The organism is Halosimplex rubrum, from assembly GCF_013415885.1.
GTDB classification, from domain to species: Archaea; Halobacteriota; Halobacteria; order Halobacteriales; family Haloarculaceae; genus Halosimplex; species Halosimplex rubrum.
This window is the reverse complement of record NZ_CP058910.1, coordinates 3396134-3422073: the sequence shown is the minus strand read 5'-3', so window position 1 is coordinate 3422073 and position 25940 is coordinate 3396134. Positions and strand designations below refer to the sequence as shown.

24 protein-coding genes and 1 tRNA gene are annotated in these 25940 nt (G+C 68.0%); 17 read left to right on the top strand and 8 right to left on the bottom strand.

The annotated features are described in order from the left end of the window. The first annotated feature begins 67 nt into the window (after positions 1-67). The 3 genes from HZS55_RS17125 to HZS55_RS17115 all read left to right on the top strand — a co-directional run bounded on the left by HZS55_RS17125 (position 68) and on the right by HZS55_RS17115 (position 2219). Positions 68-850, top strand: coding sequence for a YqjF family protein (locus tag HZS55_RS17125; protein WP_179908785.1), 783 nt, complete (start codon positions 68-70; stop codon positions 848-850). A gap of 95 nt (positions 851-945) precedes the next feature. Beyond that, complete coding sequence (locus HZS55_RS17120; protein WP_179908784.1) at positions 946-1944, top strand: zinc-binding dehydrogenase; 999 nt, start codon at positions 946-948, stop codon at positions 1942-1944. A 44-nt stretch (positions 1945-1988) separates the two neighbouring features. Continuing rightward, positions 1989-2219 carry a PLDc N-terminal domain-containing protein gene (locus tag HZS55_RS17115; protein ID WP_218927241.1) on the top strand — a complete coding sequence of 77 codons (231 nt, stop codon included), beginning with the start codon at positions 1989-1991 and terminating at the stop codon, positions 2217-2219. An 88-nt stretch (positions 2220-2307) separates the two neighbouring features. Here HZS55_RS17115 and HZS55_RS17110 read toward each other — a convergent pair whose 3' ends face one another. From HZS55_RS17110 to HZS55_RS17085, 6 genes are all read right to left on the bottom strand, one after another. Continuing rightward, positions 2308-3459: a glycosyltransferase family 4 protein gene (locus tag HZS55_RS17110; protein ID WP_179908783.1), complete on the bottom strand. Its 1152-nt coding sequence runs from the start codon at positions 3457-3459 to the stop codon at positions 2308-2310. An 86-nt stretch (positions 3460-3545) separates the two neighbouring features. Then, entirely contained in the window at positions 3546-4475 is a 930-nt protein-coding gene (gene aglG / locus HZS55_RS17105) for a glucosyl-dolichyl phosphate glucuronosyltransferase (RefSeq protein WP_179908782.1), read from the bottom strand. A gap of 86 nt (positions 4476-4561) precedes the next feature. After that, on the bottom strand, positions 4562-5371 hold the full coding sequence (locus tag HZS55_RS17100; protein ID WP_179908781.1) for a hypothetical protein: 810 nt from the start codon (positions 5369-5371) through the stop codon (positions 4562-4564). A gap of 204 nt (positions 5372-5575) precedes the next feature. Beyond that, entirely contained in the window at positions 5576-6229 is a 654-nt protein-coding gene (locus HZS55_RS17095) for a hypothetical protein (protein WP_179908780.1), read from the bottom strand. A gap of 181 nt (positions 6230-6410) precedes the next feature. Beyond that, entirely contained in the window at positions 6411-7022 is a 612-nt protein-coding gene (locus HZS55_RS17090) for a hypothetical protein (protein ID WP_179908779.1), read from the bottom strand. 199 nt (positions 7023-7221) lie between these two features. Further along, positions 7222-7869: a hypothetical protein gene (locus HZS55_RS17085; RefSeq protein ID WP_179908778.1), complete on the bottom strand. Its 648-nt coding sequence runs from the start codon at positions 7867-7869 to the stop codon at positions 7222-7224. Positions 7870-8179: 310 nt separating this feature from the next. Between HZS55_RS17085 and HZS55_RS17080 the strand changes: the two genes are divergently transcribed. From HZS55_RS17080 to HZS55_RS17045, 8 genes are all read left to right on the top strand, one after another. Beyond that, complete coding sequence (locus tag HZS55_RS17080) at positions 8180-8947, top strand: hypothetical protein (RefSeq protein WP_179908777.1); 768 nt, start codon at positions 8180-8182, stop codon at positions 8945-8947. 412 nt (positions 8948-9359) lie between these two features. After that, complete coding sequence (locus HZS55_RS17075) at positions 9360-12563, top strand: oligosaccharyl transferase, archaeosortase A system-associated (protein WP_179908776.1); 3204 nt, start codon at positions 9360-9362, stop codon at positions 12561-12563. Positions 12564-12713: 150 nt separating this feature from the next. After that, on the top strand, positions 12714-13766 hold the full coding sequence (locus tag HZS55_RS17070; RefSeq protein ID WP_179908775.1) for a hypothetical protein: 1053 nt from the start codon (positions 12714-12716) through the stop codon (positions 13764-13766). Positions 13767-13850: 84 nt separating this feature from the next. Continuing rightward, positions 13851-14441 carry a helix-turn-helix transcriptional regulator gene (locus HZS55_RS17065; RefSeq protein ID WP_179908774.1) on the top strand — a complete coding sequence of 197 codons (591 nt, stop codon included), beginning with the start codon at positions 13851-13853 and terminating at the stop codon, positions 14439-14441. 88 nt (positions 14442-14529) lie between these two features. Beyond that, positions 14530-14604, top strand: a tRNA-Glu gene (locus tag HZS55_RS17060). A 102-nt stretch (positions 14605-14706) separates the two neighbouring features. Then, a complete protein-coding gene (locus HZS55_RS17055) occupies positions 14707-16962 on the top strand; it encodes an NADP-dependent malic enzyme (RefSeq protein WP_179908773.1) in 2256 nt (751 codons plus the stop codon). A gap of 67 nt (positions 16963-17029) precedes the next feature. Next, a complete protein-coding gene (locus HZS55_RS17050; protein ID WP_343063119.1) occupies positions 17030-17947 on the top strand; it encodes an NAD(P)-dependent oxidoreductase in 918 nt (305 codons plus the stop codon). Positions 17948-18033: 86 nt separating this feature from the next. Then, positions 18034-19017, top strand: a complete 984-nt coding sequence (locus HZS55_RS17045) for a hydroxyacid dehydrogenase (protein ID WP_179908771.1) — start codon at positions 18034-18036, stop codon at positions 19015-19017. A 31-nt stretch (positions 19018-19048) separates the two neighbouring features. Here the strand turns inward: HZS55_RS17045 and HZS55_RS17040 are convergent, their stop codons facing one another. Further along, positions 19049-19885 (bottom strand): sugar phosphate isomerase/epimerase family protein, encoded by an 837-nt coding sequence (locus HZS55_RS17040; protein WP_179908770.1) that lies wholly within the window; start codon positions 19883-19885, stop codon positions 19049-19051. Positions 19886-20050: 165 nt separating this feature from the next. On the opposite strand from HZS55_RS17040, the gene HZS55_RS17035 reads away from it, so the two are divergent. The 6 genes from HZS55_RS17035 (at position 20051) to HZS55_RS17010 (ending at position 25499) form a co-directional block, all read left to right on the top strand. Further along, positions 20051-20713 carry a helix-turn-helix domain-containing protein gene (locus HZS55_RS17035; RefSeq protein WP_179908769.1) on the top strand — a complete coding sequence of 221 codons (663 nt, stop codon included), beginning with the start codon at positions 20051-20053 and terminating at the stop codon, positions 20711-20713. A gap of 181 nt (positions 20714-20894) precedes the next feature. After that, the gene (locus HZS55_RS17030; RefSeq protein WP_179908768.1) at positions 20895-21800 is read left to right on the top strand and encodes a CAP domain-containing protein; all 906 of its coding nucleotides are present in this window, start codon (positions 20895-20897) and stop codon (positions 21798-21800) included. A gap of 66 nt (positions 21801-21866) precedes the next feature. Continuing rightward, on the top strand, positions 21867-22832 hold the full coding sequence (locus HZS55_RS17025; RefSeq protein WP_179908767.1) for a mannonate dehydratase: 966 nt from the start codon (positions 21867-21869) through the stop codon (positions 22830-22832). A 1-nt stretch (position 22833) separates the two neighbouring features. Then, positions 22834-23748 (top strand): SMP-30/gluconolactonase/LRE family protein, encoded by a 915-nt coding sequence (locus HZS55_RS17020; RefSeq protein WP_179908766.1) that lies wholly within the window; start codon positions 22834-22836, stop codon positions 23746-23748. A 121-nt stretch (positions 23749-23869) separates the two neighbouring features. After that, on the top strand, positions 23870-24442 hold the full coding sequence (locus HZS55_RS17015; RefSeq protein ID WP_179908765.1) for a flavodoxin domain-containing protein: 573 nt from the start codon (positions 23870-23872) through the stop codon (positions 24440-24442). Positions 24443-24536: 94 nt separating this feature from the next. After that, positions 24537-25499: an FKBP-type peptidyl-prolyl cis-trans isomerase gene (locus tag HZS55_RS17010; protein ID WP_179908764.1), complete on the top strand. Its 963-nt coding sequence runs from the start codon at positions 24537-24539 to the stop codon at positions 25497-25499. A gap of 29 nt (positions 25500-25528) precedes the next feature. Here the strand turns inward: HZS55_RS17010 and HZS55_RS17005 are convergent, their stop codons facing one another. Then, on the bottom strand, positions 25529-25924 hold the full coding sequence (locus tag HZS55_RS17005) for a hypothetical protein (RefSeq protein WP_179908763.1): 396 nt from the start codon (positions 25922-25924) through the stop codon (positions 25529-25531). Between the last annotated feature and the right edge of the window lie 16 nt (positions 25925-25940).

Genomic DNA, 25940 nt, shown 5'->3' with positions numbered 1-25940 from the left:
CGGGCCCGAGAGGAGCCCGGGGAGTCCCCGAAGTAATACGCAACCAGCCCGTAGGTGCTGACACCAGATGTCCCTCCGTTCGCTGCTCGACCTCCCGGTCGAGATGGGCTGGCGCCACGTCCTGTTCGCCAACTGGCCGGTCGACCCCGAGATCGTCCGGGCGCACCTCCCCGAGTCGCTGACCGTCGACACCCACGACGGGCGGGCGTGGCTCTCGGTCGTCCCGTTCACCAACGTCGCGGTCCGCCCGCACGGCTTCCCCGAGTGGACCGGCTTCCGCCTCCCCGAGCTGAACCTGCGGACGTACGTGAGCCACGACGGCGAGCGCGAGCGAGCCGCGGGCGACGCCGGGGCGACCGACGGCGCTGGCCCGACCGGCGACGGTCCCGCCGCCGACCGCGGCGTCTACTTCTTCAGCCTCGACGCCGACGGGGTCCTCGGGGTGACCGGTGCGCGCGTCTTCCATCACCTGCCGTACTACTTCGCGAGCATGTCGCTCGCGACCGACGGCTCGCGGATCGCCTTCGAGAGCGAGCGCTGGCACCCCGGCGGGCGCCCCTGTAACTTCGACGCCCGGTACGGTCCCACGGGCGAGCAGTTCCGGTTCGAACCGGGCTCGCTCGACGAGTTTCTCACCGAGCGCTACCGCTACTACACGGAGACGCCCGGCGGGGAGTTGCGCTACGCACAGATTCGGCATCGGCCGTGGCCGCTCTACGAGGCCGAAGTCGACCTCGGCGACAACGAGGTGTTCGAGACCAACGGCTTCGCGACGCCCGAGAGCGACCCGGTCTTCCGCTACAGCCCCGGCGTCGACGTGACGGCATCGGGGAGTCGCCGGGCGGAGTGACGCGAGACGGTGCCGGTGAGGCGGGACTCGACCGAGCGATGACCCCGGCCGGATCCGTTGCCCATTCCCCTGTCGAGGCCGAAGCATCGGGCGATATGCCTTCGGAGATGACAGCCTACGTTATCGACGAGTTCGGCGACCCGGACGTGTTCACCGAGCGGACGGTCGAGGTGCCCGAACCGGGGCCGAACGAAGTTCGCGTCGAGGTCCGCGCCAGCAGTCTCAACCCGGTCGACTACAAGATCCGCCGCGGCGAGATCCCGGATTTCACGCCGGAGTTCCCCGCCGTCCTCCACTGCGACGTGGCGGGCGTCGTCGACGCGGTCGGCGAGAGCGTCGACCGCTTCGACGCGGGCGACGAGGTCTACGGGATGCCCGGCGGCGCCGGCCGGGACGGCGCACTCGCCGACTACGTCGTCGGCCACGCTGGGACCTTCGCCCACGCGCCCGAGACGCTCCCGCTGGCTGACGCCGCCGCGCTCCCCGTCGTCGCGCTGACGGCCTGGGAGATGCTCGCCGACAAGGCGACGGTCGACGTGAGCGACGACGTGCTCGTCTACGGGGCCAGCGGCGGCGTCGGCCACGTCGGCGTCCAGATCGCCCGCTGGCTCGGCGCCGACGTGACCGCGACCGGCTCGACCGAGGCGAAACGGGCGTTCGCCGCCGATCTGGGCGCCGACGCCACCGTCGACTACACTACGACGGACGCGGCCTCGTACGTCGAGGAGTACGCCGACGGCGCCGGCTTCGACGTGGTCTTCGACCCGGTCGGCGACGACCACCTCCAGACGGCCTTCGAGGCGGTCCGCCCGTTCGGGACCGTCGTGACCACCGAATCGAGTTCGACCCAGGACGTGTCGGCGCTGCACGCCAACTCGCTGGAGCTGGGCGTCGTGCTCGTCATCCTGCCGGTGCTGCTCGGGGAGCGACAGGAGCGCGTCGGCGAGGAACTGGCCGACATCGCGGCGCTCGTCGACGACGGCGCCGTCGAACCTCACATCGACGAACGGTTCGCCTTCGACGCGGTCGCCGACGCCCACCGCCTCGGCGAGGACGGCGACTTCGTCGGGAAGATCCTGCTCGAAAACGACTGAACGAACACAAAGCATTTGTCCCGGTAGCCGGTTTCTCGGCACTGATGCCCTCCACCATACCGACCACGATACCGCTACAGACGGGCGAGGCGGCGTTCGTCCTCCTGTTCGCCCTGCTGGTGTTCGCCGTCGGGATCGCACTGATCTTCTGGACGTACAGCGACGCCCAGAAGAACAGCAGCCACCCCGCGTTCCTCTGGGCCATCGTCGTCTTCCTGGCCCCGCTGCTGGGACTCGTGCTGTACTTCCTGATCGGCCGCAACCAGAAGTACTGAGCCGGCGGTCCGGCCCTCACCGGGCGGGTTCGCCCGGTCGCGACCGAACCGGACTCCCCCGGTCGCTACCTGACCGGCCGCCCCGTCGCTACCGGCGGCGACGCCGGACGACTCGCTGCAGTATCTCCCGATACCGGTCCTGCGAAGCCTCGAAACTGTACTCCGATTCGATCAGTTCGCGCCCGTTGCGGCTGATCGCGGGCAGGTCCTCGCGGTCGAGGACCGCGAGCAGTTCCCGGCGGATGTCGTCGGGGTCGGTGCTGTCCATCAGGAAGCCTGTCTCGCCGTCGCGGACCACGTCAGGGACGCCCGAGACCGGCGTCGCGTAGACAGGCGTCCCGCAGGCCAGCGCCTCGAGGATCGTCGTCGGCAGCCCCTCCGTCGGCTCGGAGGGGAGGACGACCAGTCGCAGCCGGTCGAGTTCGGCGGGCACGTCGTCGTGGTCGACCCACCCGCGCATCTCCACCTGGCCGGCCTCGATCTCGTCCGCGAGTTCCGTCTCCAGCCACTCGCGAAGGTCGCCGTCGCCGATGAAGGTGAACGTCACGTCGTCGGGCAGGCCCTTCGCCGCGGCGGCGAGTTCGCGGACGTTCTTCTCCTCGTCGAGTCGGCCGAGGAAGCCGACGCGACGCTCGCGGTCTTCGAGCGGCGTCCGCACGTCGAACGCGTCGGTCCGGACGTAGCGCGCGCCGGTCGGGTACACGTCCGGGCCGTCGGGGTCGAGGTCGAGTTGCTCGGCCATCGAGGGGGTGTAGGTCACGACCCCGTGGGCGGCCGCGAAGCCCGCGCGTTCGAGCGCGCGGACGAGTCCCGCCAGCGCCCGCGCGACGGGCGAGGGGAGCGACTCCTCCCAGGCGATGCGGAGCGTCAGCGGCACGTCGCCGCGCGGTTCGACGAGGACGGTCTTCCCGACGGCCCGGGCGAACAGGATCGGCAGGAGGTACGACGTGGCGCCGTAGAAGAGGACGACCTCCTCGTCGCGGCCGGCGAGGACGCGACACATCCGGAGCTGGTTCAGGACGAATCGGACGGCGGCGACGGCGACGGAGTCGCCGGCGCCCTTCCGCGTGAGTTCGACGAGTTCGTGGCGGTCGCGGATCTCCGAGTCGGCGGGCAGGTCAGCGGTGACGAGCGCGACGCCGGTCACCGCCGAGAGGATGTCCAGCAGGCTCCGCGTGGCGTTCTCGCCGGCCGCCGCCAGCGGGTGCGTGACGACGCACACATCGGGCAGGTCCGCCATTACCGATGGGGTGGCTCCGGCAGTCGCTTAACGCTACTCATCCCCACCGCCGGTCGTCCCGCTCGTCGGTCGTCCTCACCCGCAGCTCACCGCCACTTGACGACCCCGTAGAGGTAGCCGAGGCCGACGACGCCGGTCAGGACGAGGAGCCAGACGAGCTGTTTCGCGGCGGTGGCGTCGGGGTCGCGGAGCAGCCCGGCGAGCCGCCCCGGAACGTACTCGCCGAGGATCTTTCCGAGGAAGTCGCCCTCCTCTTCGGCCGAACCGGGGACGAACTGCTGCATGCCGCGCTTGGAGTAGCCCTGCCAGAACGCCCGGTCGAGCAGCCACGCCGGCTCGGTGCGGTAGGCGAACACCTTGTGACCAACTTTCGCGTCGGGGACGTAGCTGACGCCCTCGCCGTACTCCGCCTGCAGCCGGGCGCAGACCTCCGTCTCGCCGCCCTGGAGGTTCTTGTCGCCCTTGCGGCCGCCGATCTCGTCGTCGAACCCGCCCAGGTCGAGGAACACGTCCCGCCGGAAGGAGATGTTCGACCCGTTGGTGTTGCGGACCTCCCCGGGGGTGTCGCGGCCGTCGCCGAACCCGCGGTAGGTGGCGCCGATCAGGAAGTAGAACTCCGCCGGCAGGAAGTCGACCGGACCGTCGACCCAGATGGGGGCCATCCGGCCCCCGGCAGCGACGGCGTCGTCGTCCTCGTAGGTGGCGACGAGCCGCTCGATCCACTCGGGGTGGGCGACCGCGTCGTCGTCGAGGAAGGCGACCACGTCGCCGCTGGCGGCCTCGGCGCCGTTGTTGCGACTGACGAGCAGGCCGCGGTTCCCGTCGTTGCACCGGGTGACGACGTCCTCGCGGTCGCCGAAGTCGGCCTCGAATCGCTCGTAGACCTCGGGGTTGCCGTCGCTGACGAAGACGAGTTCCACGTCGTCGTACGTCTGGTCGAGGACGCTACGAGCGGCCTCGGTGACCGCGTCGTAGCGGTCCATCGTGTGCTCGCAGAGCACGACGGAGACGCGCATGCCTCCGGTGAGGGTGACCGGGAAGATATGGTTTCCGTTCGATCCCGCGGTGACCGGCCGGACCGCGCTCGCGCCGTCGGACCGCCTCAGTCGGCGATCGGCTGTTCGAACAGGCGCGCGCCGCTCTCCGCACAGGTGACCGCGACCACGTCGCGCGTGCTGCAACAGGATTCGACCGTCTCCTCGCCCATCGTCACCGGCTCGTCCGAGGTCGGACACGTGTCGAGGAAGATCCGCAGGCCTCGCAGGACCTGCCCGCGCTGGACGGTTCCGAGGTCGTCCCAGCGATCCGACCGCTCGGCGAGAATTCCCGCACTTGCCAGATCCACGATCAGTGCCGCTTCTGACGGCCACTTCGCGACGTGGTCGCCCTCGACGATCAGCAACCGGGCGTCGTCGTGGGGTTCTATCTCGAACTCCGACTCGTCCAGGTCGAACCGGTCGCTCACGACCGGTTTCAGGCCTTCTCGGCCCTGCAACGACTCCATCTCGCTGTGCCAGCGTCTGCCGAACTCGTCGACGAGGCAGTCGTCGTCCGCGTCCGGGCACGGTTCGATGGCGTCGACACCGTGGAGGAACTGCTCCGCGTCCAGCTCGAACTCCGCCTCCTCCTCGTCCCTGTCGACTTCGATTCCGCCCGTCGTCGGCGGTTCCTTGCCGAACAATTCGAGCGCCCACTCGGGCATGTACTCCTTCGTCAGTGTCGGGGTCCCCGGGACCAGATAGCCGCGCAGATAGATGAGCACACCCGAGACGACGATGGCCACCGCGCCCGCTCGTTTCGAGGACCTCCCGATCACTGCACCGACGACGAGCGCGATAACAGTGTTGACCACGGTGCAGGGGAGACACCTGTTTGACCCCGTATACTCTTTCTGTTTGAGTTGTTCGAGCATCACCACGAAATGGATACTGACCAAATATTAATTTTTCTATATCATTGAAATGTTGACTATTCGGTCGCAGAGACGACACGCAAGTCGTCGCTCGATAATGCGGCCCGACGAGCGTGTGACAGGTCCGACGAACGCGGGGCGGAGTGGCGTTCGCCGCAGCGGACGGCAGCCGCTCATGCGGGCCCGCTCACGGCGAACAGTCGCCTACAGCCAGCCGCAGTCGCTCTCACAGACGCAGCGGTAGCCGGCGCACGTCATATTCTTACACGTCGCCCAGCAACAACAGGAGGACGTCAGGGTCTCGCACGACTCGTTGTCGTTGCAGTTGCCGCCACACGTCATACAGGTAGCGCAGCAGTCGGCCGAGTTGTAACTCCAGTTCCTCTCGTAGACGCGTTCGACCGTGTTTTCCTCCCCGGCGGGGAAGTAGTTCACGTAGCCGGCGTCCTCCGTCGGTCGGATACCGAACATCACTTCGCCCTCGTCGGTCCGGTGGAGCACGCGGATCTCGGGGATCACTTCTCCGTCGACTTCGCGCGCGTTGAAGCCGAGGCCGTCGCCTCGCTCCGAGGTCATCCCGTCGACCTCGATGTCAAAGATATCGAACGACGCCTCGTCCACGTGTCCAGCCTCGACTGCGGCTTCCAGGAGGTCTCTGTGGGCCCGGAACTGCTGGCGGACGGTGTCGATGTCCCTGTACCCGGCCGTGATATCGCGCTTCGTCGCGAGACTGATCGAGCTACCGGAGGACGACGCGCTCGCGACCCCGCTGGCCCCGACGGTAGCTGCAGTCCCTGCCGCGACGGATTTGAGCACGCTACGCCGATTGAAACCGTCTCGTTCGGTGCTTCGTGACATTGGCAAACTCCGACAGTGGTTTGAAACGGTATATATTTAATACTTTCTTAAGCACACTACAGACCTACATATTTTAAATCTGCTAATTCTCGATCTCTACGACCGCTGGTGGACCGGCCCGGACCGACCGGTCACCAGACTGGATCCGTCACCGAGGCGTCACGGGCACCCGATCGACGGCTCACCAGCCGTCGTTACAGTGACACTCGGCGATCTGCCGGTACGTCCCGTCGCACAGCGTCGAGAAGTTGTTGTAGACGCAGGTGCAGTTACAGTCGTCACAGTCGCTCCCACAGCCGGCGTCCGCGGCGGAGTACACCTGATCGTAGCCGGACGAGTCGTCTGACTTCACGACGGCGAGAGCTCCGGACCCTTCCGGTTCGAACTGGATCTGGACCGTCGTCCCGTCGATGTCGCCGTCGACGACGATCTCCGGTGTCACGTCGCCGGAGTCTTCGGTAGGCTGGACGGTGACGTTCATGTCGGTGGCCGATTCCGGGGACCCCACCGACTCGATACCGACCGCTTCGGCGGACGGTTCGTCGATGGTGTCGGCGTCGGCCAGGGTTTCGAGGAGTGCCGTCTCGTCGGCGAGGGCGGCGACAACGGACGATCGGTCCCGATACTCCGCTCGAACGGCTTCGACCTCCGATTCGCTGAACTCCTCGCGAGATCCGGCGGAGGCGATACCGCTCATCCCTGCCGCTGTGGCGCCCGTCGCGCCGATAGAGCGGAGGACACGTCGTCGATTGATTCCCGGCTCTGCCGTCACGTCTTCGTTGCTATCGTTCATGGCGGCGTGTCGAAAGTTTCAACGAAGCTGTAAAAATATTTCGGGATAAATCACTTCCTATTATTAATTACTAGCGACATGATTTGCAGCCGATGGGACCCGTCAGCAGTCTCGGGTCGAAATCCCAGTTCCCGAAAAAAATTGTATCGCCGCGTTTCAGCAGTTCGTCTGTCGAGGACGGGACCTCGGACCCGGATTGTTACCAGCCGTCGTTGCAGTAACAATCCGGTTCTTGCTTGTATCCCTGACACTCGGCGGGGTTCTTCGAGTAGTCCCAGCTACAGCAGACAGACATGTTTACCGAGCTGCACGTACACTTACAGTTGTCGCAGTCGCTGCCACAACCGCTCGAACCCGCCGAGTACAGCTGTTCGAACTCGGAGGCGGACGGTCGCTTCACGATCGCCTGGGCGTTCTCCGTATCGGGTTCGAACTTGAGACTGACGACACTCTCCCCGATCACACCGTCGACCACGATCCTCGGGGTCACTCCGTCGTCAGTGTCTGCAGGCGTCACCGTGACGTTCATATCTCCCGGCGAACTTGGCTTGCCGAGCGTTTCGATCCCCAGCGTGCTCACCGTGGCTCGAGGGATGATACCTTCTTCGGAGAGGGCGTCGAGTAGCTCCTGTTCCTCGGCGAGTGCGGACTCGATCGACTCGAGATCCCGATACTCCGATCGGACTGCCTCGATCTCGGCAGCACTGAACTCCCGACGGGTATCCGCGGACGCGACCCCACTCAACCCCGCCGCGGTCGCACCCGTCGCACCGATCGATCGAAGCACGTTCCGGCGATTGACACTCGAATTCGTCGTCGAGTTATATCTATCTGACATAGCAGGCATTCGATCGATAAATGTAGGTACGTAATAAAATTTGTGTTAAGTTTATCTCTATCAAATGGATCTAGCGGATGATTCAGTGTCGTGTCTCGACGGTGTTCGGCGCCTACCGGCGCTACCCGGGAGTCCGTCGAGACGAACAGGCGGCCGCTCCGACACCTATCGACTCATAATATAATTTGTCGATAATTTTTTAACCGAGGGCCGGAAGGTGTCAACCACTGTGCTCGTACGGAAACCGACACTCCTGACGGACGAGGAGATTCAGCGCTTGAAGCCCGAAATGAAGGAGTTCGACGAGAAAATACGCAGGTTGACAGACGATATCGTGGCCGAGATGCCCTCGGAAACTGGACGGGACTGGGTCCGAACGATCGCGTTCTCGCAGAACGACGCCCTCCCGAAGCGGAAACGCCGGCCGACCAGACGGATCGAATACCTCGTCGAACAGCTGTACCTCGCGCGGGACTCGGACACGGACGCACTCGAGGACCTCTTGCGGTTCACGCTCCTTGTCCAGGAGTACTACGATATCACCGACGACATCATCGACGGTGACGTCGCCCACGGGAAGGAAGCGGAGGTGTTCATCACACACGAGTACCTGATGCCGGTCCTGGCCGATCACGTCGGCCGACTGGGCCCCGAAGCGCGGTCGTACTGGTGTGACGACGCCGTCTGGATGGTGGAGTGTTTCACCGACGAACTGACGGCAGAACCGAGCGCCGAGACGTACTTCGATATCCTCACCAAACAGGCGAACTTGTTCGGTTCGATGACCGGGACGTGCGGTGTCGTCGCTGGCGCCGACCGGGAGACTGTCGAGCGGTACGCGGCGATCGGTACCCTGTACTTCGAGCTGGACCAGCTCCTGCTGGACGGCTTCCAGTACGGTGACGAAGCGTATCCGTGGAACGTCTGGAGTCTGCTACCGGAAGACGAGGCGCTCGCGCGACTGCGGGCGCGCAAGGAAGCGCTCGACGACCATCTCGAGACACTGCCGACTCGCACCGCCGAACGGGTCAAACCGCTGATCGCTGTCGATCTGGACACGTGGGTCTCCGAGACGGTTTCCGAGTGAGGCCGCTAGCGTGGTCTCGATCGTCCGTCTGACCGAACCTGTCGATACGGCTCCCGAAGACGGTCGTGACAACTCACTAATGCATCGAATGTGGCCGTCTCGCCCTCCGAAGTGACTCCTCGCGCCGGATCGACGATACCGCCTGGTTTCATCTATTGGTGGCGGTGACTCGTTTATTTTCACCTAATCTGGGCGCTGCTCTATCAAACCGGCCTGGCGTACCGGGTCCAGTCATCGGATCGTCGGACAGCCCCCATCGGGGCGGACCTGAATCAGCCGTATCGACCGTTCGGTGAGCCTGTGGTGCTCGCTGGGAACTCCGGATCCCGAGTTTCAGCCGTTCCAGGCCGATAATTTCGTCATCCACCTCCCAGTCAAAAGGCTTATGCGCGCCATGGGACTGGTTCCGTCAATGAGTCAGTGGCGTGGTCAGATCGAAAACATCGACGAACCCGGTGATCTCGCCGACGTGGTGGGTGAGTACTACCACATCCCGGCGATGGTCGCCCTCCTCGGGTTCATGCTGTGGAGTCGGGTCAGAAACTGGAAGGACTTTCTGGTAGAGGGAACCGTCTATTTCGGCGGTTACGACCCGTGGTATCACTACAGGATGGTACAGTACACTGTCCAGCATTGGCCCGCGACGAGTCCGTTCGACCCCTGGACGCGGTTCCCAACCGGTACGCACTCCAGCCAGTTCGGTACCGTGATGGACCAGCTGGTCGCCACCGCCGCCCTGGTGGTCGGTCTCGGGAACCCGAGCGATCACACTGTCCGTCTGGTCGCCCTGTTCGCCCCTGCGGTCTTCGGAACGCTCGCGGCCATTCCGGTGTATCTCATCGGGAAACGGGTCACCGGCAAGTTTGGCGGCGTTGTGGCGGTCGCGGCGCTGGCGCTGGCGGGGAGCACGTTCGCACAGCGCGGTACCGTCGGCTTCTACGACCACCACGTCGCCGAGGCCCTGTTCCAGACGATCGCGGTCCTGGCGACGATGGTCGCGGTGTCGGTCGCGCAGGACGAAAAGCCCGTCTGGGAGCTGTTCAAAGCGCGCGACGTCGACGCGCTGCGCCGCCCGGTCGGCTGGTCGATCGTCGCAGGGACCGCCATCGCGGTCTACCTCTGGACGTGGGCGCCGGGCGTCTTCCTCCTCGGCATCCTCGGCGTCTACTTCACGATCGAACTCGCTTCGGAGTATGCCCACGGCGAGAGCCCGGAACACGTCGCCATCGCGGGCGCGGTCACGCTCTCGACGGCCGGCGTCCTGAGTCTCGCCGCGATGGAAGAGATCGCGCTCAGCGCGACGAGCTACAATCTGGTCCAGCCGATGCTGGCGTTCGGCGTCGCAGCCGGCTGCGTCTTCCTCGCCTGGTTCGCCCGGGAGTGGGAATCTCGCGGCCTCCCGAACTATCAGTACCCGCTCGCGGTCGGCGGTATCCTCCTGGGTATCGCCGTCGCGATGGCGCTGGCGCTTCCGGACATCTGGGGATTCTTCGTCAACCAGACGACGCGCGTCGTCGGCCTCACGGTGACCGACACCGCGGGCACCGTCGCCGAGGCCCAGCCGATGCCGTTCGGGAACCTGTTCCCCGAGTACGGCTTCACGCTCTTCATCGCGCTCCTGGGCGTCGCGTTCGTCGCGGTGCGGCACTTCTACGACCGGCCTGACGCCGAGTGGTCTCTGCTGGCCGTCTGGACGGTGTTCATGCTGCTGGCGACGCTCACGCAGCGCCGGTTCGACTACTACTTCTCGATCACCGTCGCCGTGATGACCGCGCTGGTCATCGGACAGCTCGCCAGGTTCTCCGGCATCTCTCGACCTGATACCGACATCGAAACCTATCAGATACTGTCTATCGTCGCGATCGTCCTCGTCCTGTTCGCGCCGCTGGTGTATCCGGCGGCGGTGTCGATGCAGGCGACGAGCGGGAGCGGGGGCGCCGGCCAGGGCTCTGTCGCCTGGAACGGTACGCTCGGCTGGATGGAGGGCAACACGCCGGATGAAGGCACGTACGGCGGCGCGGACAACGCCGACGCCGTCCCCTACTACGGCACCTTCGAACGGACCGACGACTTCGACTATCCCGACGGGTACTACGGCGTGATGTCGTGGTGGGACTACGGCCACTACATCACCGTCATGGGCGAGCGGATACCGGTCGCGAACCCCTTCCAGCAGGGCGCCGATCAGGCCGCGAACTTCCTGCTGTCGACCAACGAGTCGGCCGCCAACGAGGTCATGAACGACGTGAGCGAGGATGACGCCGAGACCCGCTACGTCATGGTCGACTGGAAGATGACCGAGACCGCTCAGTCCTACTTCCGGCCTAACGGCGGGTCGCTCCGGCTCGGCGGCAAGTACTTCGCGCCCTTCCAGTTCTACTCCGACGGGAACATCTCTCAAGGGGAGTACTACACCGAAAGAGGGGACTGGATCTACTACCAGACCGGCCAGCAGGGCTCCTACCAGACCTTCCGACTGCAGCATCAGAAGTACTACAACTCCACGGCCGTCCGCCTGTACAACTTCCACGGGAGCGCCGTGGAGCCGACTCCCATCGTCGTCGACTGGGAGCTACAGGACGCACAGAGCGGGCAGGGGCAGATCCGGATGAGCAACGGGACGATCAACTTCGACACGATGGCCGAGGCCCGCGAGTACGTCGAGAACGACCCGACCTCGAAGATCGGCGGCGTCGGGCAGTTCCCGAGCGAGCGCGTGCCCGCACTGGAGCACTACCGGATGGTCCACGGGAGCGACAACAGCTCCCTCGAATCGCAGCGGTACCAGCTCGGCCTCCGGAAGACGGCTCAGGGCGCCTTCCAGACCTCGCTGCGCCAGCCCGGTGTGCTCGGCGCGCTCCAGCCCAGCAGTTCGAACTGGGTGAAGTCGTTCGAGCGCGTCCCCGGCGGGACTATCGAGGGTGAAGGGCCCGCGAACGCGACGGTCACGGCGGCCGTCGAGATGCAGGTCCCCTCGACGAACTCGACGTTCGTCTACCGCCAGCAGGCCGAGACCGGCGACGACGGGACGTTCACGATGACGGTCCCCTACTCGACGACCGGCTACGGCGAGTGGGGTACCGAGGAGGGCTACACCGAGCCGAGCGTCACCGCGAACTCCTCGTATCAACTCAGGACCGACATGACCACCAACGAGTCCCACACGTTCCGCTACGGGGGAACAGTCGACGTGACCGAGGGGCAGGTCCTCGGCGAGGACGAGTCGCCCTCGACGGTCACCCTCGAGAAGGGGCAGGCGCGCTCGCTCGAGATCAACCAGCCCGGCAACGAGACCGCCGGTAACGAGACCGCCGGTAACGAGACCGCCGGCAACGGGTCTGGCGCGGACGACGCGAGCGGCGACACGACCACCCCCGACGGCGCGACGGCCACGGCGACTCCGGCGGACACCGGGACCGCGACGGACACCGGGGCCGCGACGGACACCGGGACCGCGACCGCCGTCGGCACCGCGAGCGGCTCCGGCGCCGACGGCGCGACGAACGGCTCGACCGGCTCTTCGCTCGTCGAACCCTCGACCGCGGCACCGGCGACGCTGCTCGCCCTGCTGGGCGGCGGACTGCTGTCGTTCGTCGGCCTGACGAGACGCGACTGACCGCGAACCGAACGACGCACGCTCTTTCCTTCGACCCGCGTCGGGTATCCGTCAGTACTAACTACCGGCTCCGACTCTCGTCCCCTATGACACGACAGTGCGGTCGGCCCGGCCGTGTGCCTCGACCGGGCGCGCCGGCGGGTGAGACCGATGGCAGTTGACGGCGGCTTGCTCGCGATCGACGTGTTGCTCGTGGCGTTCGCCGGCGGTGCCGTGGGCGCGGCGCTCGGCGGCTACGCGGCCTACGGTCTCGCCGGACTCGTCGTCACGGTCGGCGAGATCGCACGCGTCACGAGCGGCGCGGGCGGCTCGCCGCTCGTCGCCGATTCGGCCGACCTCGCGAACGCGGGCGTCACCGGCCTGGTCGGCTACGGACCGGTTCTGGGACCGCACGTCGCGTTCGCGGGCGGTGCCGCGGCCGCCGCCTACGCCGGCCGCAAGGGCCACCTCGACACCGACTTCCCCTACCACGAGGCCAAGCACCTCGCGGCGCCGCTCGGACCGCGACCGGGCGCGCTGGCGGTCGGCGGCGTCTTCGGCGTCCTCGGCTACTGGCTCGCTGGGCTGTCGCTCCGACTGGGGCTGCCCTGGGACCCGGTCGCCGCCAGCGTCGTCGTCTCCGCGCTGCTCCACCGGGCCGTCTTCGGCTACCCGCTCCTGGGCCGCCTCGACACCGACCTGCTCGACATGTCGCCGTACCGCGACGGCGACCGGCGGATGGCCGCCGACGGCGACGGCGCCCGGTCGCTGGCCGGCCGGTACGTCGTCGAACCGTGGCTCCCCTACCAGTCCGAGTGGCTCTCCGTCTCCGTCCTGGGGCTCGTCGTCGGCGTCTTCGGCGGCTTCGTCGCCGTCGCCACGGGGAGTTACTTCCTCGCGTTCGGCATCGCCGCCACCGGACTCCTCTTCCTGACCGCCGGCGTCGAGCGGTTCCCCGTCACCCACCACATGGCGCTGCCCGCCGGCATCGCCGCGCTCGCGCTCCCGAACGCCGGCCCGACCGTCGCGGTCCTCGTCGGCGGCGCCTTCGGCGTCCTCGCCGGCCTGGTCGGCGAACTCGCCCAGCGCGTCCTGTACGCCCACGCCGACACCCACCTCGACCCGCCGTCCGTGGCCATCGTCGTCACCACGCTGCTCGTCGCGCTGCTGGACCTCGCGGGCGTGTTCCAGCAGGCCGCCGTCCCGACCGTCGGGCTCGCCTGAGGCCCCGCTCTCGTCCGGCGATCGACGGGCGGGAAATACGCGTATTCACAGCGTTTTTATACCGACCTCGGCATGTTACGATAGATGCTGCAGTGGTTGGGCGGCGACGCTGTCGGGGGAGCACTGGCGGCCGGGGCCGGGACAGCGCGAGCGACCGACGCGCGCGGGTCGCCGTCGTTCTCGACCGTCGCCGAGCCGCCGGTCGGCGTCCTACAGTCCGCCAGCGCGGGCGATGTCGGCGGCATGATGGTCGCCGCCGTGGTTCTGGTCGTCCTCGGCCTCGGCGGCGTCGCCGCCTGGCACTCCGGGCTCCCGTCGCTCGGCTCGACCGGGAGTTCCTCCGAAGGCGGCTCGACGACCGAACCGGACGGCCCGGCGACGACCGAGGCCCCGTCCGAACCGGATCCGACGGCCGAGTCGAAGACCGAACCCGACGAGCCCGCGGGCAAGACGGATCGGGAACTCATCGTCGACATCCTCGAATCGAACGAGGGTCGGATGAAACAGGCCCGGATCGTCGACGAAACCGGCTGGTCGAAGTCCAAGGTCAGCATGCTCCTCTCGGAGATGGAGGAGGAGGAAGCGATCAGCAAGCTCCGAGTCGGCCGGGAGAACATCATCAGCCTCAGCGGTAACGAACCGGAAGCGGCGGGCTCCCCGTTCGACGACGAGTGAGTGTGCGACGGCGTACCGATACGGGTCCGAAGCGCAACCGTTAAACCCGTATCCTCGCTACGATTTGGTACACACAGAGGGCGTGTGCGCTCCGTTGGTGTAGTCCGGCCAATCATCTTGCCCTCTCACGGCAAGGACCAGGGTTCGAATCCCTGACGGAGCATCCTTCGATACTCGAACCGACGAGCGACAGCGAGGCCGTCGGGTCGCTCGCCGCAATTGCGTCCATCACATAGCTTTACTGACTCAGTCGGGTAGAAGGCGTATGACTCTCGAAGAGGACTCGCTGGAGTACCACAGCGAGGACCCGCCGGGGAAGATCGAGATCCGGACGACGAAGTCGACCAGCACGCAACGTGACCTGAGCCTGGCGTACTCGCCGGGCGTCGCCGGCCCCTGCCGAGCCATCGACGAGGACCCCGAAGCGGCCTACGAGTACACGTCGAAGGGGAACCTCGTCGGCGTCGTCTCCGACGGCTCCGCGGTGCTGGGACTGGGCGACATCGGGCCGCAGGCGTCGAAACCCGTCATGGAGGGCAAGGGCGTGCTGTTCAAGCGTTTCGCCGACATCGACGTGTTCGACATCGAGGTCGACCACACCGAGGCCGGCGACTTCGTCGACGCCGTGGCGGGGATGGAGTCGACGTTCGGTGGGATCAACCTGGAGGACATCGCGGCGCCGAAGTGCTTCGTCATCGAGGAGCGCCTGCGCGAGCGGATGGAGATCCCCGTGTTCCACGACGACCAGCACGGCACCGCCATCATCTCCGGGGCCGCCCTGCTCAACGCCGCGGAGATCGGCGGGAAGGACCTGGAGTCGCTGGAAGTCACCTTCGCCGGCGCGGGCGCGGCGGCCATCGCGACGGCGAAGTTCTACGTCTCGCTGGGCGTGCGTCGGGAGAACATCACGATGGTCGACATCGACGGGATCCTCACGACCGAGCGGGCGGAGGCGGGCGACCTCAACGAGTACAACCGCGAGTTCGCCAGCGACGTGCCGGAGGGCGACCTCGCGGACGCGATGGTCGGTGCGGACATGCTCGTCGGCCTCTCGGCGGGCGGGATCGTCGACGGGGAGATGGTCCGGTCGATGGCCGAGGACCCGATCGTCTTCGCGATGGCCAACCCCGACCCGGAGATCGGCTACGAGGCGGCCAAAGCCGCCCGCGACGACACGGTCATCATGGCGACCGGTCGCTCCGATTACCCCAACCAGGTGAACAACGTGCTGGGGTTCCCGTTCCTGTTCCGCGGGGCCTTAGACGTGCGGGCGACGGAGATCAACGAGGCGATGAAGGTCGCGGCGGCGGAGGCGCTGGCAGACCTGGCGAAACGGGACGTACCGGACGCGGTCCGGCGGGCCTACGGCGACCAGCCGCTGCAGTTCGGCCCCGAGTACATCATCCCGAAACCGCTGGACACGCGCGTGCTCTTCGAGGTGGCGCCCGCGGTCGCCGAGGCGGCCGTCGAGTCGGGCGCGGCCCGCGACGACCTCGACCCCGACGCCTACGTCGAGCGGCTGGAGGCGCGGCTGGGCAAGTCCCGCGAGATGATGCGGATCGTCCTGAACAAGGCCAAGAGCGACCCCAAGCGGCTCGCGCTGGCGGAGGGGGCCAACGAGAAGATCATCCGCGCCGCCCACCAGATGACCGAGGAGGGGATCGCCGAGCCGGTCCTGATCGGCAACCGGACGACCATCGAGCGGAAGGTCGAGGGGCTGAACCTGGAGTTCGACCCCGAGGTCGTCGATCCGGCGACGGGCGAGTACGACGAGTACGCCGACCGACTGTACGAGCTGCGCCAGCGCAAGGGGATGACGCGCCGTGAGGCCGCGGAGACGGTCCGCGACGGCGACCACTTCGCCTCGGTGATGGTCGAGCGCGGCGACGCCGACGCCATGCTGACGGGGCTGACCCACCACTACCCGTCCGCGCTCCGGCCGCCGCTGCGGGTCATCGGCACCGAAGACGGCGTCGACCACGCCGCCGGGGTGTACATGCTCTCGTTCGAGAACCGGGTCGTGTTCGTCGCGGACGCGACGGTCAACCAGGACCCCGATGAGGCGACGCTGGCGGAGGTGACGCGCCACGCCGCGGGGGTCGCCCGGCGGTTCGACGTGGAGCCGCGGGCGGCGCTGCTGTCGTACTCGGACTTCGGGAGCGTCGACAACGAGGGGACCAGAAAGCCCAGAGGGGCGGCGAAGCGGCTCCGCGAGGACCCCGCGGTGGAGTTCCCGGTCGACGGGGAGATGCAGGCCGACACCGCCGTCGTCGAGGACCTGCTCGTCGGCGACTACGAGTTCGCCGAGATCGACGAGCCGGCCAACGTGCTCGTGCTCCCGAACCTCGAAGCGGGCAACATCGTCTACAAGCTCCTCCAGCGGCTCGGCGGCGCGGAGGCGGTCGGCCCGATGCTCGCCGGGATGGCCGAACCCGTCCACGTCCTCCAGCGCGACGACGAGGTCAAAGACATCGTGAACCTGGCGGCGGTCGCGACCCTCGACGCGCAGGACGAGTCCTGAACGCGGGGCCGTTCGAGCGGTCGAGGGTGAGCGGGAACCAGCGGGATCGTCGCCGACTCGAACGTTTATGCGCTCGGTGGGCGTCCGTCGTCACATGCCCACAGTCGGAGTGGTCGGCGTCGGCTACATCGGGAAACGGTTCCTCGATCGGCTGGCCGACACCGAGTACGACACCGTCGCCTACGACGTGGACGAATCGCAGGTCGCCGCCGCGACCGAGCGCGGCGCGACCGCGGCCGACAGCCCCGCTGACCTGACGCGCCGGTCGGAGTTCGTCGTCCTCGCGCTTCCCGGCACGCCGGAGGTCGAGGCGGTGATGGAGAGCGACGACGGAGTCCTCGGGGCGCTCTCGACGGGGCAGACCGTCGTCGACGCGACGACGACCCGCCCGGACACCTCCCGGGACTGCGAGCGGTGGTGCGAGAGCCGCGACGCGGCGTTCGTCGAGGCGCCGATCACTCGCGCGGCGCCCCGGGACGGCGCGCACATGATGGTCGGCGGGACGGAGGCGGCCTACGAGTCGGCCCGCGACCTGATCGCGGTCCTGAGCGACGACCACCTCCACGTCGGCGCGGCCGGGACGGCGACGGTCCTGAAACTCGCCCTCCAGATGCGCTACGCCGGCCGGAACGCGCTCGACGCGGAGATCGTCGAGTTCACGCGGGACAACGGCGTCGACCCCGCGCATCTGCGCGACTTCTTCGGCATGGACGTGTCCGAGCGACTCCTCGACCGGGAGTTCGCCCAGGGCATCGAGGGGCTCGGCGGGCTCGCGATCTGGCACAAGGACATCGGCTACGCGCGCGATGTAGCCCGGGAGACCGGGACCGCCCTCCCGATCAACGCGGCCGTCCACGAGGCGTACAAGGCGACCGTCCGCCGTGCGGGCCCCGAGGAGGGGCACGCCGCGACGCTGCTGCGGTACTGGGAGCTGCTCAACGACGCCACGGAGCGGGCGTTCCAGCCCGCGAACGACGAACAGTGACCCCTCGCCGCCGCCCGGGGTAGTCGCACGGTCCGCGAGCCGACCGAGTCGGTCGATTTTTGTCCGCCGGCCGGGGGATCGGTGGCATGGACGCCCTCGTTACGCTCCCACCCGGTGACCTCCGCGAGTCGTTCTTCCCGCCGGACCTGCGCGCCCGTCTCGAATCGCTCGGAACCGTCGAGTGGGCCGACCGGTCCATATCGGAGTCGGATCTCGTCGACCGGATCGACGGCGTCGACGCCCTCGTGACGGGCTGGGAGAGCCCGCGGGTCACCGCCGAAGTCGTCGAGGCCGCCGCCGACCTCGGACTGGTAGCGCACACCGGCGGGAGCGTCGCGCCGGTCGTCGCGGAGGCCGTCTACGACGCCGGGGTCGCGGTCGTCAGCGCCAACGACGTGATGGCCGACCACACCGCCGAGCACGCGCTCGCGCTGCTGCTCGGTCACCTGCGGTCGGTCCCGTCGCTCGACCGGTCGATGGCCGAGGGCGCGTGGGACCCGGGCGGGCCCGACATCCGGACGCTCCACGACGCCGAGGTGGGGCTGGTCGGCCTCGGGACGATCGGGCGGAAACTGCTCGACCACCTCGCGTCGTTCGAGCCCGACGTGACCGTCTACGACCCGTACGTCGAACCAGCGGCGCTCTCGGCGTGGCCCTTCGCGTCGCTCGGGGACCTCGACGCGGCGCTGGACTCGGCGGTGGTCTCGATCCACGCCGCTCGCACGGACGAGACCGTCGGAATGGTCGACGCCGACGGACTCGCGCGGGTCCCCGACGGCGGACTCCTCCTCAACACCGCCCGAGCCGAGATCGTCGAGGAGGCCGCCTTCCTCTCGGAACTCCGCGCGGGCAGGATCGCGGCGGCGCTGGACGTGTACCACGAGGAGCCGCTCCCGACCGACCACGAACTCCGGGACCTGGAGAACGTCGTCGCGACGCCCCACGTCGGCGGCTCGCAGATCCGGCCGCCGCTGACGGCCGCGGTCCTCGACGACATCGAGCGCTGGAGGGACGGGGGGTCGCTCGACCATCGCATCCCCCGCGAGCAGTGGGCGACGATGACGCGGTGAGCGGTCGGGTGTCCGGTCGCGGCTCCGTCGTTCAGACCGTCGCACCGACCTCGTCGGCGACGCTCCGGACGTGGTCGGCCGCCCGTTCGTACTCCCCGGGACCGTCGAGGTGTTCCAGCATGATCGGCAGGTCGTCGTCGAGGTCGCCGAGCGCCCGGAGGAGGGAGGGGTAGTCGAGGTCCCCCTCGCCCGGCGGCACCTCCGAGAGGTGGACGAGCGGGTCGTCACCCATCGTCACGTCTTTGAGGTGGACGCACTGTATCGCGTCGTCGAACTCGTCGACGAACGCCTCGACGAGGCCGGCGGTGTCGGCGTAGCGGCGCGGCGACGCGACGAGGTTGACCGGGTCGAAGTGAACGGCGAACGCGTCGCGGTCGACCGCGTCGAGCAGGCGGCGGTAGCTCTCGACGGAGTCGGGCACCATCGTCGGCATCGCTTCGAGGGTGTAGCTGGCCGCGTCGGGGTCGGCCGCGTCGACGATCGCCTGCACAGACTCGACGACCAGATCGAAGGTGTCGGCGTCGAAGTTCTCGGGGTGGGGACCGGCCCACGAGTCCCCGCGGGAGCCGGCGACGTTGACGGCGCAGTTCGCGCCTATCGCGTCCGCGAGTTCGAGGTGACGGGCGCAGGAACCGACGGCGTCGGCGCGCTCGTCGGGATCCGGACCGACCGGGTTCACCCCCCAGGCGCCGACTTCGGCGATCACCACGTCCGCGTCGGCGGCCGCCTCGCGGTAGGCGCGGACGGTTTCCGGGTCGGCGCCCGGGTCGACGGGGCAGTAGGCCGCCCCGTACCCGAGGTCGTCCAGCGCGTCGATCCACTCCTCCGGGGTCTCGTAGTCGGCGAAGACCGGTCCTCCGAGTCGCATACGACGGAGTACCGGACGACCCCGCAAACCCCTGCCGGAGGGAGCAGTCTCCGCCGGTTGTCCCGCGCGCCCCCGAACGACGTTCGGTCGACCGGACCGACTCGGGGGAACGAGCCGAATATGTTCGCGAACACTGATAGTCCTCGCGCCGCGTAAGGGTCACACATGCCGCGGGCCAATCTGGAGATCACCGTGCCGGACTCGGTGTGGATCGGCGAGTTGTCGCGCGACTACCCGGACGCACAGTTCGAGATCCTCACGGTCTTCCCGAAGGACGAGGGCGGCGTCGCGCTGGCGGAGATAACCGCCGACGCCGTCGAGGAGGTCGTGTTGGCGATGGACGACTACGAGGCGGTGACGAACACGGAGTTCCTCCAGCGGACGGCGGAGACGGCGCTGGTGCAGTTCGAGACCTCGAACCCGGTCCTCCTGCTACCGGTGCGCAACGCCGGGACGCCGCTGGAACTCCCCTTCTCCGTCGTCGACGGGAGCGTCGAGTGGGAGGTCACGGCGCCCCGGGACCGGCTCTCGGCGCTCGGCGACCAGCTCCGGCAGTTCGGCATCGAGTTCGAGGTCATGGCCGTCCGCCAGGAGATGGAGACCGAGCAGCTGCTCACGCCCAAACAGCTCCGGCTCGTCCAGACCGCGGTCGAGGAGGGGTACTACGACACGCCCCGCGAGTGTACGCTCACCGAGCTGGCCGACGAGTCCGACATCGCCAAGTCGACCTGCAGCGAGACGCTCCACCGCGCCGAGGAGAAGATCGTCAAGGAGTTCGTCGACGAGACGGACCCGGTCGACGAGCGCACGCCCGCGATGCGCGCTTGAGGGTCGTCCGAGTGTCGCGCGGTTCACGACGTCCGGCTCTCTCACGCCACCGACGAGGCCGCTATCGACGAGGCGGCGGCGCGGGTCGACCGCCTGCTCGAACGGCCCCGGTGACCGCGGACGTATCACCTTCCTGTAGTGTATTGGGAAGATTTAAGTCTCGACTCGGGCACCGAACGGTATGGTCGATCGGAAGGTGGTCGTCGGTGGCGCCGTCGCCGTGGTCGCCGTGCTCGTGATCGGGGGGATCGCGGGTGCGATGGTCCTCGGCGGTGGCGGCGGCGACACGCCGACCCCCGACGACGGCGAGGACGACGCAGACGACGGAAGTGACGGCGGGTCCGCGGCGACGCCGACACCGGCCGCGACGACCGCCGGTGACGGGACCGCGGCGAACGGAACCGGGAACGGGACCGCTGCGAACGGAACCAACGGGACGGCGACGGCGTTCCCGACGGTGACGCCCACGTCGGCGCCCACGCCGACCGCCACGGGGACCCCGACGGTCACGCCGACGCCCACGGCGATCCCGACGCGGACGCCGATCCTGCCCCGCAAGTTCGAGGAACGGGAGATCGAACTCGAGCTCCGCCGGATGATAAACGACTGGCGCGACCGGAAGGGGCTCCAGCCGTTCACCAACGCCAACGGGAGCCTCGTCAAGCAGATAAACCGCATGGCGACGAACCACAGCGTCGCGATGTCGGAGAACGGGGAGCTTGTCCACGAGTCGAACGGCCTCTCGACGGGCGAGCGGTACCGCGCGTTCGGCCTCGCCGACCGCTGCAAGTTCAAGAAGCAGGACGCCCAGTACATCGTCGACCCCGAGAACGACGCCTACCAGTTCGAGGTGCTCCACAAGACCTACGCCGGCCGCAACTACGAGGAGGGTGGCGAGACGGTCTACCACGAAAACGAGACCGCGGTCGCGCGCGACATCTTCCAGGAGTGGAAGTCGAACCCGGTCTACCGTGACGTGCTCGACTACCCCGAGATTAACCGCCTCGGGATCGGGATCGAGCTCACCGAAGACAACGAGGTGTGGGCCACCGGGAACATCTGCGAGGGCGGCAAGAAAAACGAGTAGGTTGCCCCTCCCGCGCCCCCTTCCGCGACCGGAACGCCGATAACGGAGAGGCGTCCAACGGCGAGTATGGTCCAGCTATCGCTCGTTTTACCCCGCCAGCCCGACGAACGCTGGCAGCTCGCGAAGCAGATGGGCGTCGAACAGGCGGTCGTCCACCCGCTGGAGGTGGGCGACGACAAGACACACTGGTCGTACGACGACCTGCTGGGGACGAAGAACTGGCTCGAAGACGCCGGCCTGGCGTTCGGCGTGCTGGAGGGCAGCGTCCCCATCAGCGACCGCATCCGACTCGGCCTGGAGGGGCGCGACGAGGACATCACGGAGTTCAAACAGTTCCTCCGGGACTGCGGTGACCTGGATATCCCCGTCGTCTGCTACGACTGGATGGCCGGCGTCCGCTGGGCGCGCACCGAGGCCCACCTCCAGTCCCGGGGCGGGTCGTACACCACCGGCTACGACAACGCGAAGATGCGGACCGGCCCCGGGGCCGACGCGGCGGACGTGACTCGCGAGCAGGTGTGGGAGGCCATCGAGTACTTCCTGGAGGCGGTCGTCCCGGTCGCCGAGGAGGCCGGTGTCAAGCTCGGGCTCCACCCCGACGACCCGCCGCGCGAGTCCGTGGGTGAGATCCCGCGGATCGCCAACAGCGTCGAGAACTACGACCGCGTGCTGGACATCGTCGACAGCGAGTACAACGGCGTCACGTTCTGCCAGGGCAACTTCGCCGCGATGGGCGTCGACATCCCCGAGACGATCCGACACTTCGGCGAGAGGATCAACTTCGCGCACTTCCGCGACGTGGCGGGCGACGCCGACCGCTTCGTCGAGACCTGGCACGACGACGGCCCGACGGACATGCAGGCCGCGATGGACGCGTTCGTCGATGTCGGCTTCGACGGCCCGATGCGTCCCGACCACGTCCCGACGATGGCCGGCGAGGACAACTCGAACCCGGGCTATCACACCAAGGGACGGCTCTTCGCGATCGGCTACATGCGCGGTCTGCTCGAATCCGCAGAGGGGGGTGCCTGAGATGGCGACCGACGGCGCCGACGACGCGCCGGACCCCCGACGGGTCGCCGACACGCGCTGTCACACCGGCGAGGGGCCGCTCTACCATCCCGACGAGGCGGTCGTCTACTTCCTCGACATCCCCTCGGCCGACCTCTACCGCTACGACCCCGCCGAGGAGTCCCACGAGCGCGTCCTCGATTCCGAGGGGGCCATCGGCGGGTTCACGATCCAGGAGTCAGGCGAGTTGCTCCTGTTCTGCGACGAGGGCCGGATCCAGCCGTGGTCCCCCGAATCGGGGCTCGGCGACCCCCTCGTCGAATCCATCGACGGGGAGAGCGAATCGCGGTTCAACGACGTGATCGCCGATCCGGAGGGCCGCGTGTTCTGCGGGACGATGCCGACCCCGGACGGCGAGCCCGGGACGCTCTACCGGCTCGACACCGACGGCTCGCTGTCGGTCGCCGTCGAAGACGCCCAGCTCTCGAACGGGCTCGGGTTCACCCCGGACCGCCAGGAGCTCTACTTCACGGAGACCGAGGCCGGTCGGATCTCGCGGTACCGCTACGACCGGGCGACGGGCGAGCTCTCCGACCGGGAGCCGTTCCTCGACGCGAGCGACCTGGACGGCCATCCCGACGGGATGACCGTCGACGCGGAGGGCTGCGTCTGGGCGGCCTTCTGGGACGGCGGCCGGATCGCCCGCTACGACCCCGACGGAACGGAACTGGCGCGGGTCGAGTTCCCGGCGAAGAAGGTGTCGGCGGTCACCTTCGGCGACCCCGACTACGGGACCGCCTACGTGACGACCGCGCTCGGCCCCGGCGAGGGCCCGGCCGGCACCCGCGAGGAGGAGGGCGACGGCGCGGGCGCGCTGTTCGAAGTCGACCTCGGCGTCGAAGGCGTCCCCGAGTTCCGGTCACGCGTCGAGTACTGAGGGAGCCTACCGCCGGTTCGGTCGCCCGCTCGCGACCGTCGGCGGACCTTACCTGCGACAAATCCGGCCTTACCGGGCGAAGCGACGCGGTGTTTTTCACTCCGCCCGGCGTCGGGTTGCCATGGGCTCGTTTCTGGTCTGCTACGGATCGAGCGAGGGACAGACCGCGAAGATCGCCGACCGGATCGCCGCGCGCCTGCGCAACCGGAGCCACGACGCGACGGCCGTCGACGCGGGCGCGCTGGAGACCGACTACTCGCTGGCCGACTTCGACGCGGTCGTGGTCGGATCCTCGATCCACGTCGGGAAACACCAGGCGTCGATCCGCTCGTTCGTCGACGCGAACGCCGACGCGCTCGCGGCGCTGCCGACCGCGTTCTTCCAGGTCTCGCTGTCCTCGGTCGGCGACGACCCCGAACGCCGCGCCGAGGCCGCCCGATACGTCGAGGAGTTCCTCGAAGACACCGGCTTTCACCCCGACCGGATCGCCCGGTTCGGCGGCGCGCTCCGCTACTCGAAGTACGGCTTCCTCAAGCGGCTGCTGATGAAACGGATCGCCCGCGAGGCGACCGGCGACACCGATACCTCGCGTGACTACGAGTACACCGACTGGGCCGAGGTCGAGTCGTTCACCGACGACTTCGCCGCCTTCGTCGAGGGACGGCTCGCCACCGGACCGTCCGAGGTCGCGTGACGCCCGGTCCCGCCCGCACGCCCGGCGGCGTCCCGGCTCCGGTGCGATAGCCCCGAAACGTTGTTCTTAAGAGTGCAACGCGAGTCGTGTCGGTATGAGCAACGAGTCCGAGTCCGAGGAGACAGCGCAGGACGCAGCCGAGGAGACCGAGGAACAGGCCGAAGCCGAGGGACTCCAGCACGGCGACTTCATCGAACTGGACTACACCGCCCGCACGGTCGAGGGCGGCGACCTGGTCGACACGACCGACCCCGAGGTCGCCGAGGAGGAGGGCGTCGGCGAGGACCAGGAGTTCGGTCCCCGCACGATCGTCCTCGGCGAGGGCCACGTCTTCGACGCCGTCGAGGAGGACATCGTCGGTAGCGAGGTCGGCGACACCGGTACCGTGACCGTCCCGGCCGTCGACGCGTTCGGCGAGTTCGACGACGAGGAGGTCCGCACCATCAGCGCCGACCGCATCCCCGAGGACGACCGCTACCCCGGTGCGCACGTCGACATCGACGGCGAGCACGGCCACATCAACACGATCATCGGCGGCCGCGCCCGCGTCGACTTCAACCACCCGCTCGCCGGCGAGGACATCGAGTACGACTGGGAGGTCCTCTCGGAGGTCGAGGACCGCGAACAGCGCGCGAGCGCGCTGCTCGACGTGTTCCTCGACATGGACCTCGACGTGTGGTTCGAGACGGACACCGTCGAGGAGGAGCAACTCGTCGAGGACGATGACGACGAGGAGGACGAGGAGAGCGAGCCCGAGTACGAGACCGTCGAGGTCGAGAAGGAGACGCTGTACATCGAGGCGACGCCGCAGCTGACGATGAACCAGCAGTGGATGATGGGCAAACAGCAGATCGCCCAGCAGCTCACGAACCTGCTCGACATCGACCGCATCATCGTCCAGGAGGAGCTCGGCGGCGGCATGGGCATGATGGGCGGCATGGGCGGCATGATGGGCGGTATGGGCGGCGCGGAGGGCGCCGAACTCGAAGAGGCGCTCGAAGACGAGGACATCGACGCCGAGGAGATCGTCGACGAACTCGAAGGCGCCGAGGAGTAAGCGCGCCGACGCCGCGTTTTCCCCCGGTCTCAGCCGTCGGCGCCGCGCGGCTGTCCCCCGTCCAGCACCGCGTTACAGCTGTTGACGAACTGTCCGAGCCCCTGGGCGACCTCCCGGTCGAGCGAGACGACGATACCGCTGTCCGCGGACTCACGGAAGTGGAGGACCGCGGCGCGGTCGTGCAGTTCGACGGTCGCCTGCCGCTCGCCGAGCCGGTCGTACTGCTCGGGAGGGACGATCGACTCGTTGGCGCGCGCCCGGTCCGTGATGGTCGGAAGCGCGTTTTTCAGGTCCTCGGTCGCTACGTCGTCGCGGAGATACAGCGCGTCCCAGCCGTCGGCGTCGTACCGGACCGCCCCGCGGAAGGCGTCGCCGGCTCTGCTGTGAACCAACTGGAGGAGCGGCTGGTATCGTTCGTCGGCCATAGCCGGCCCAACGTGA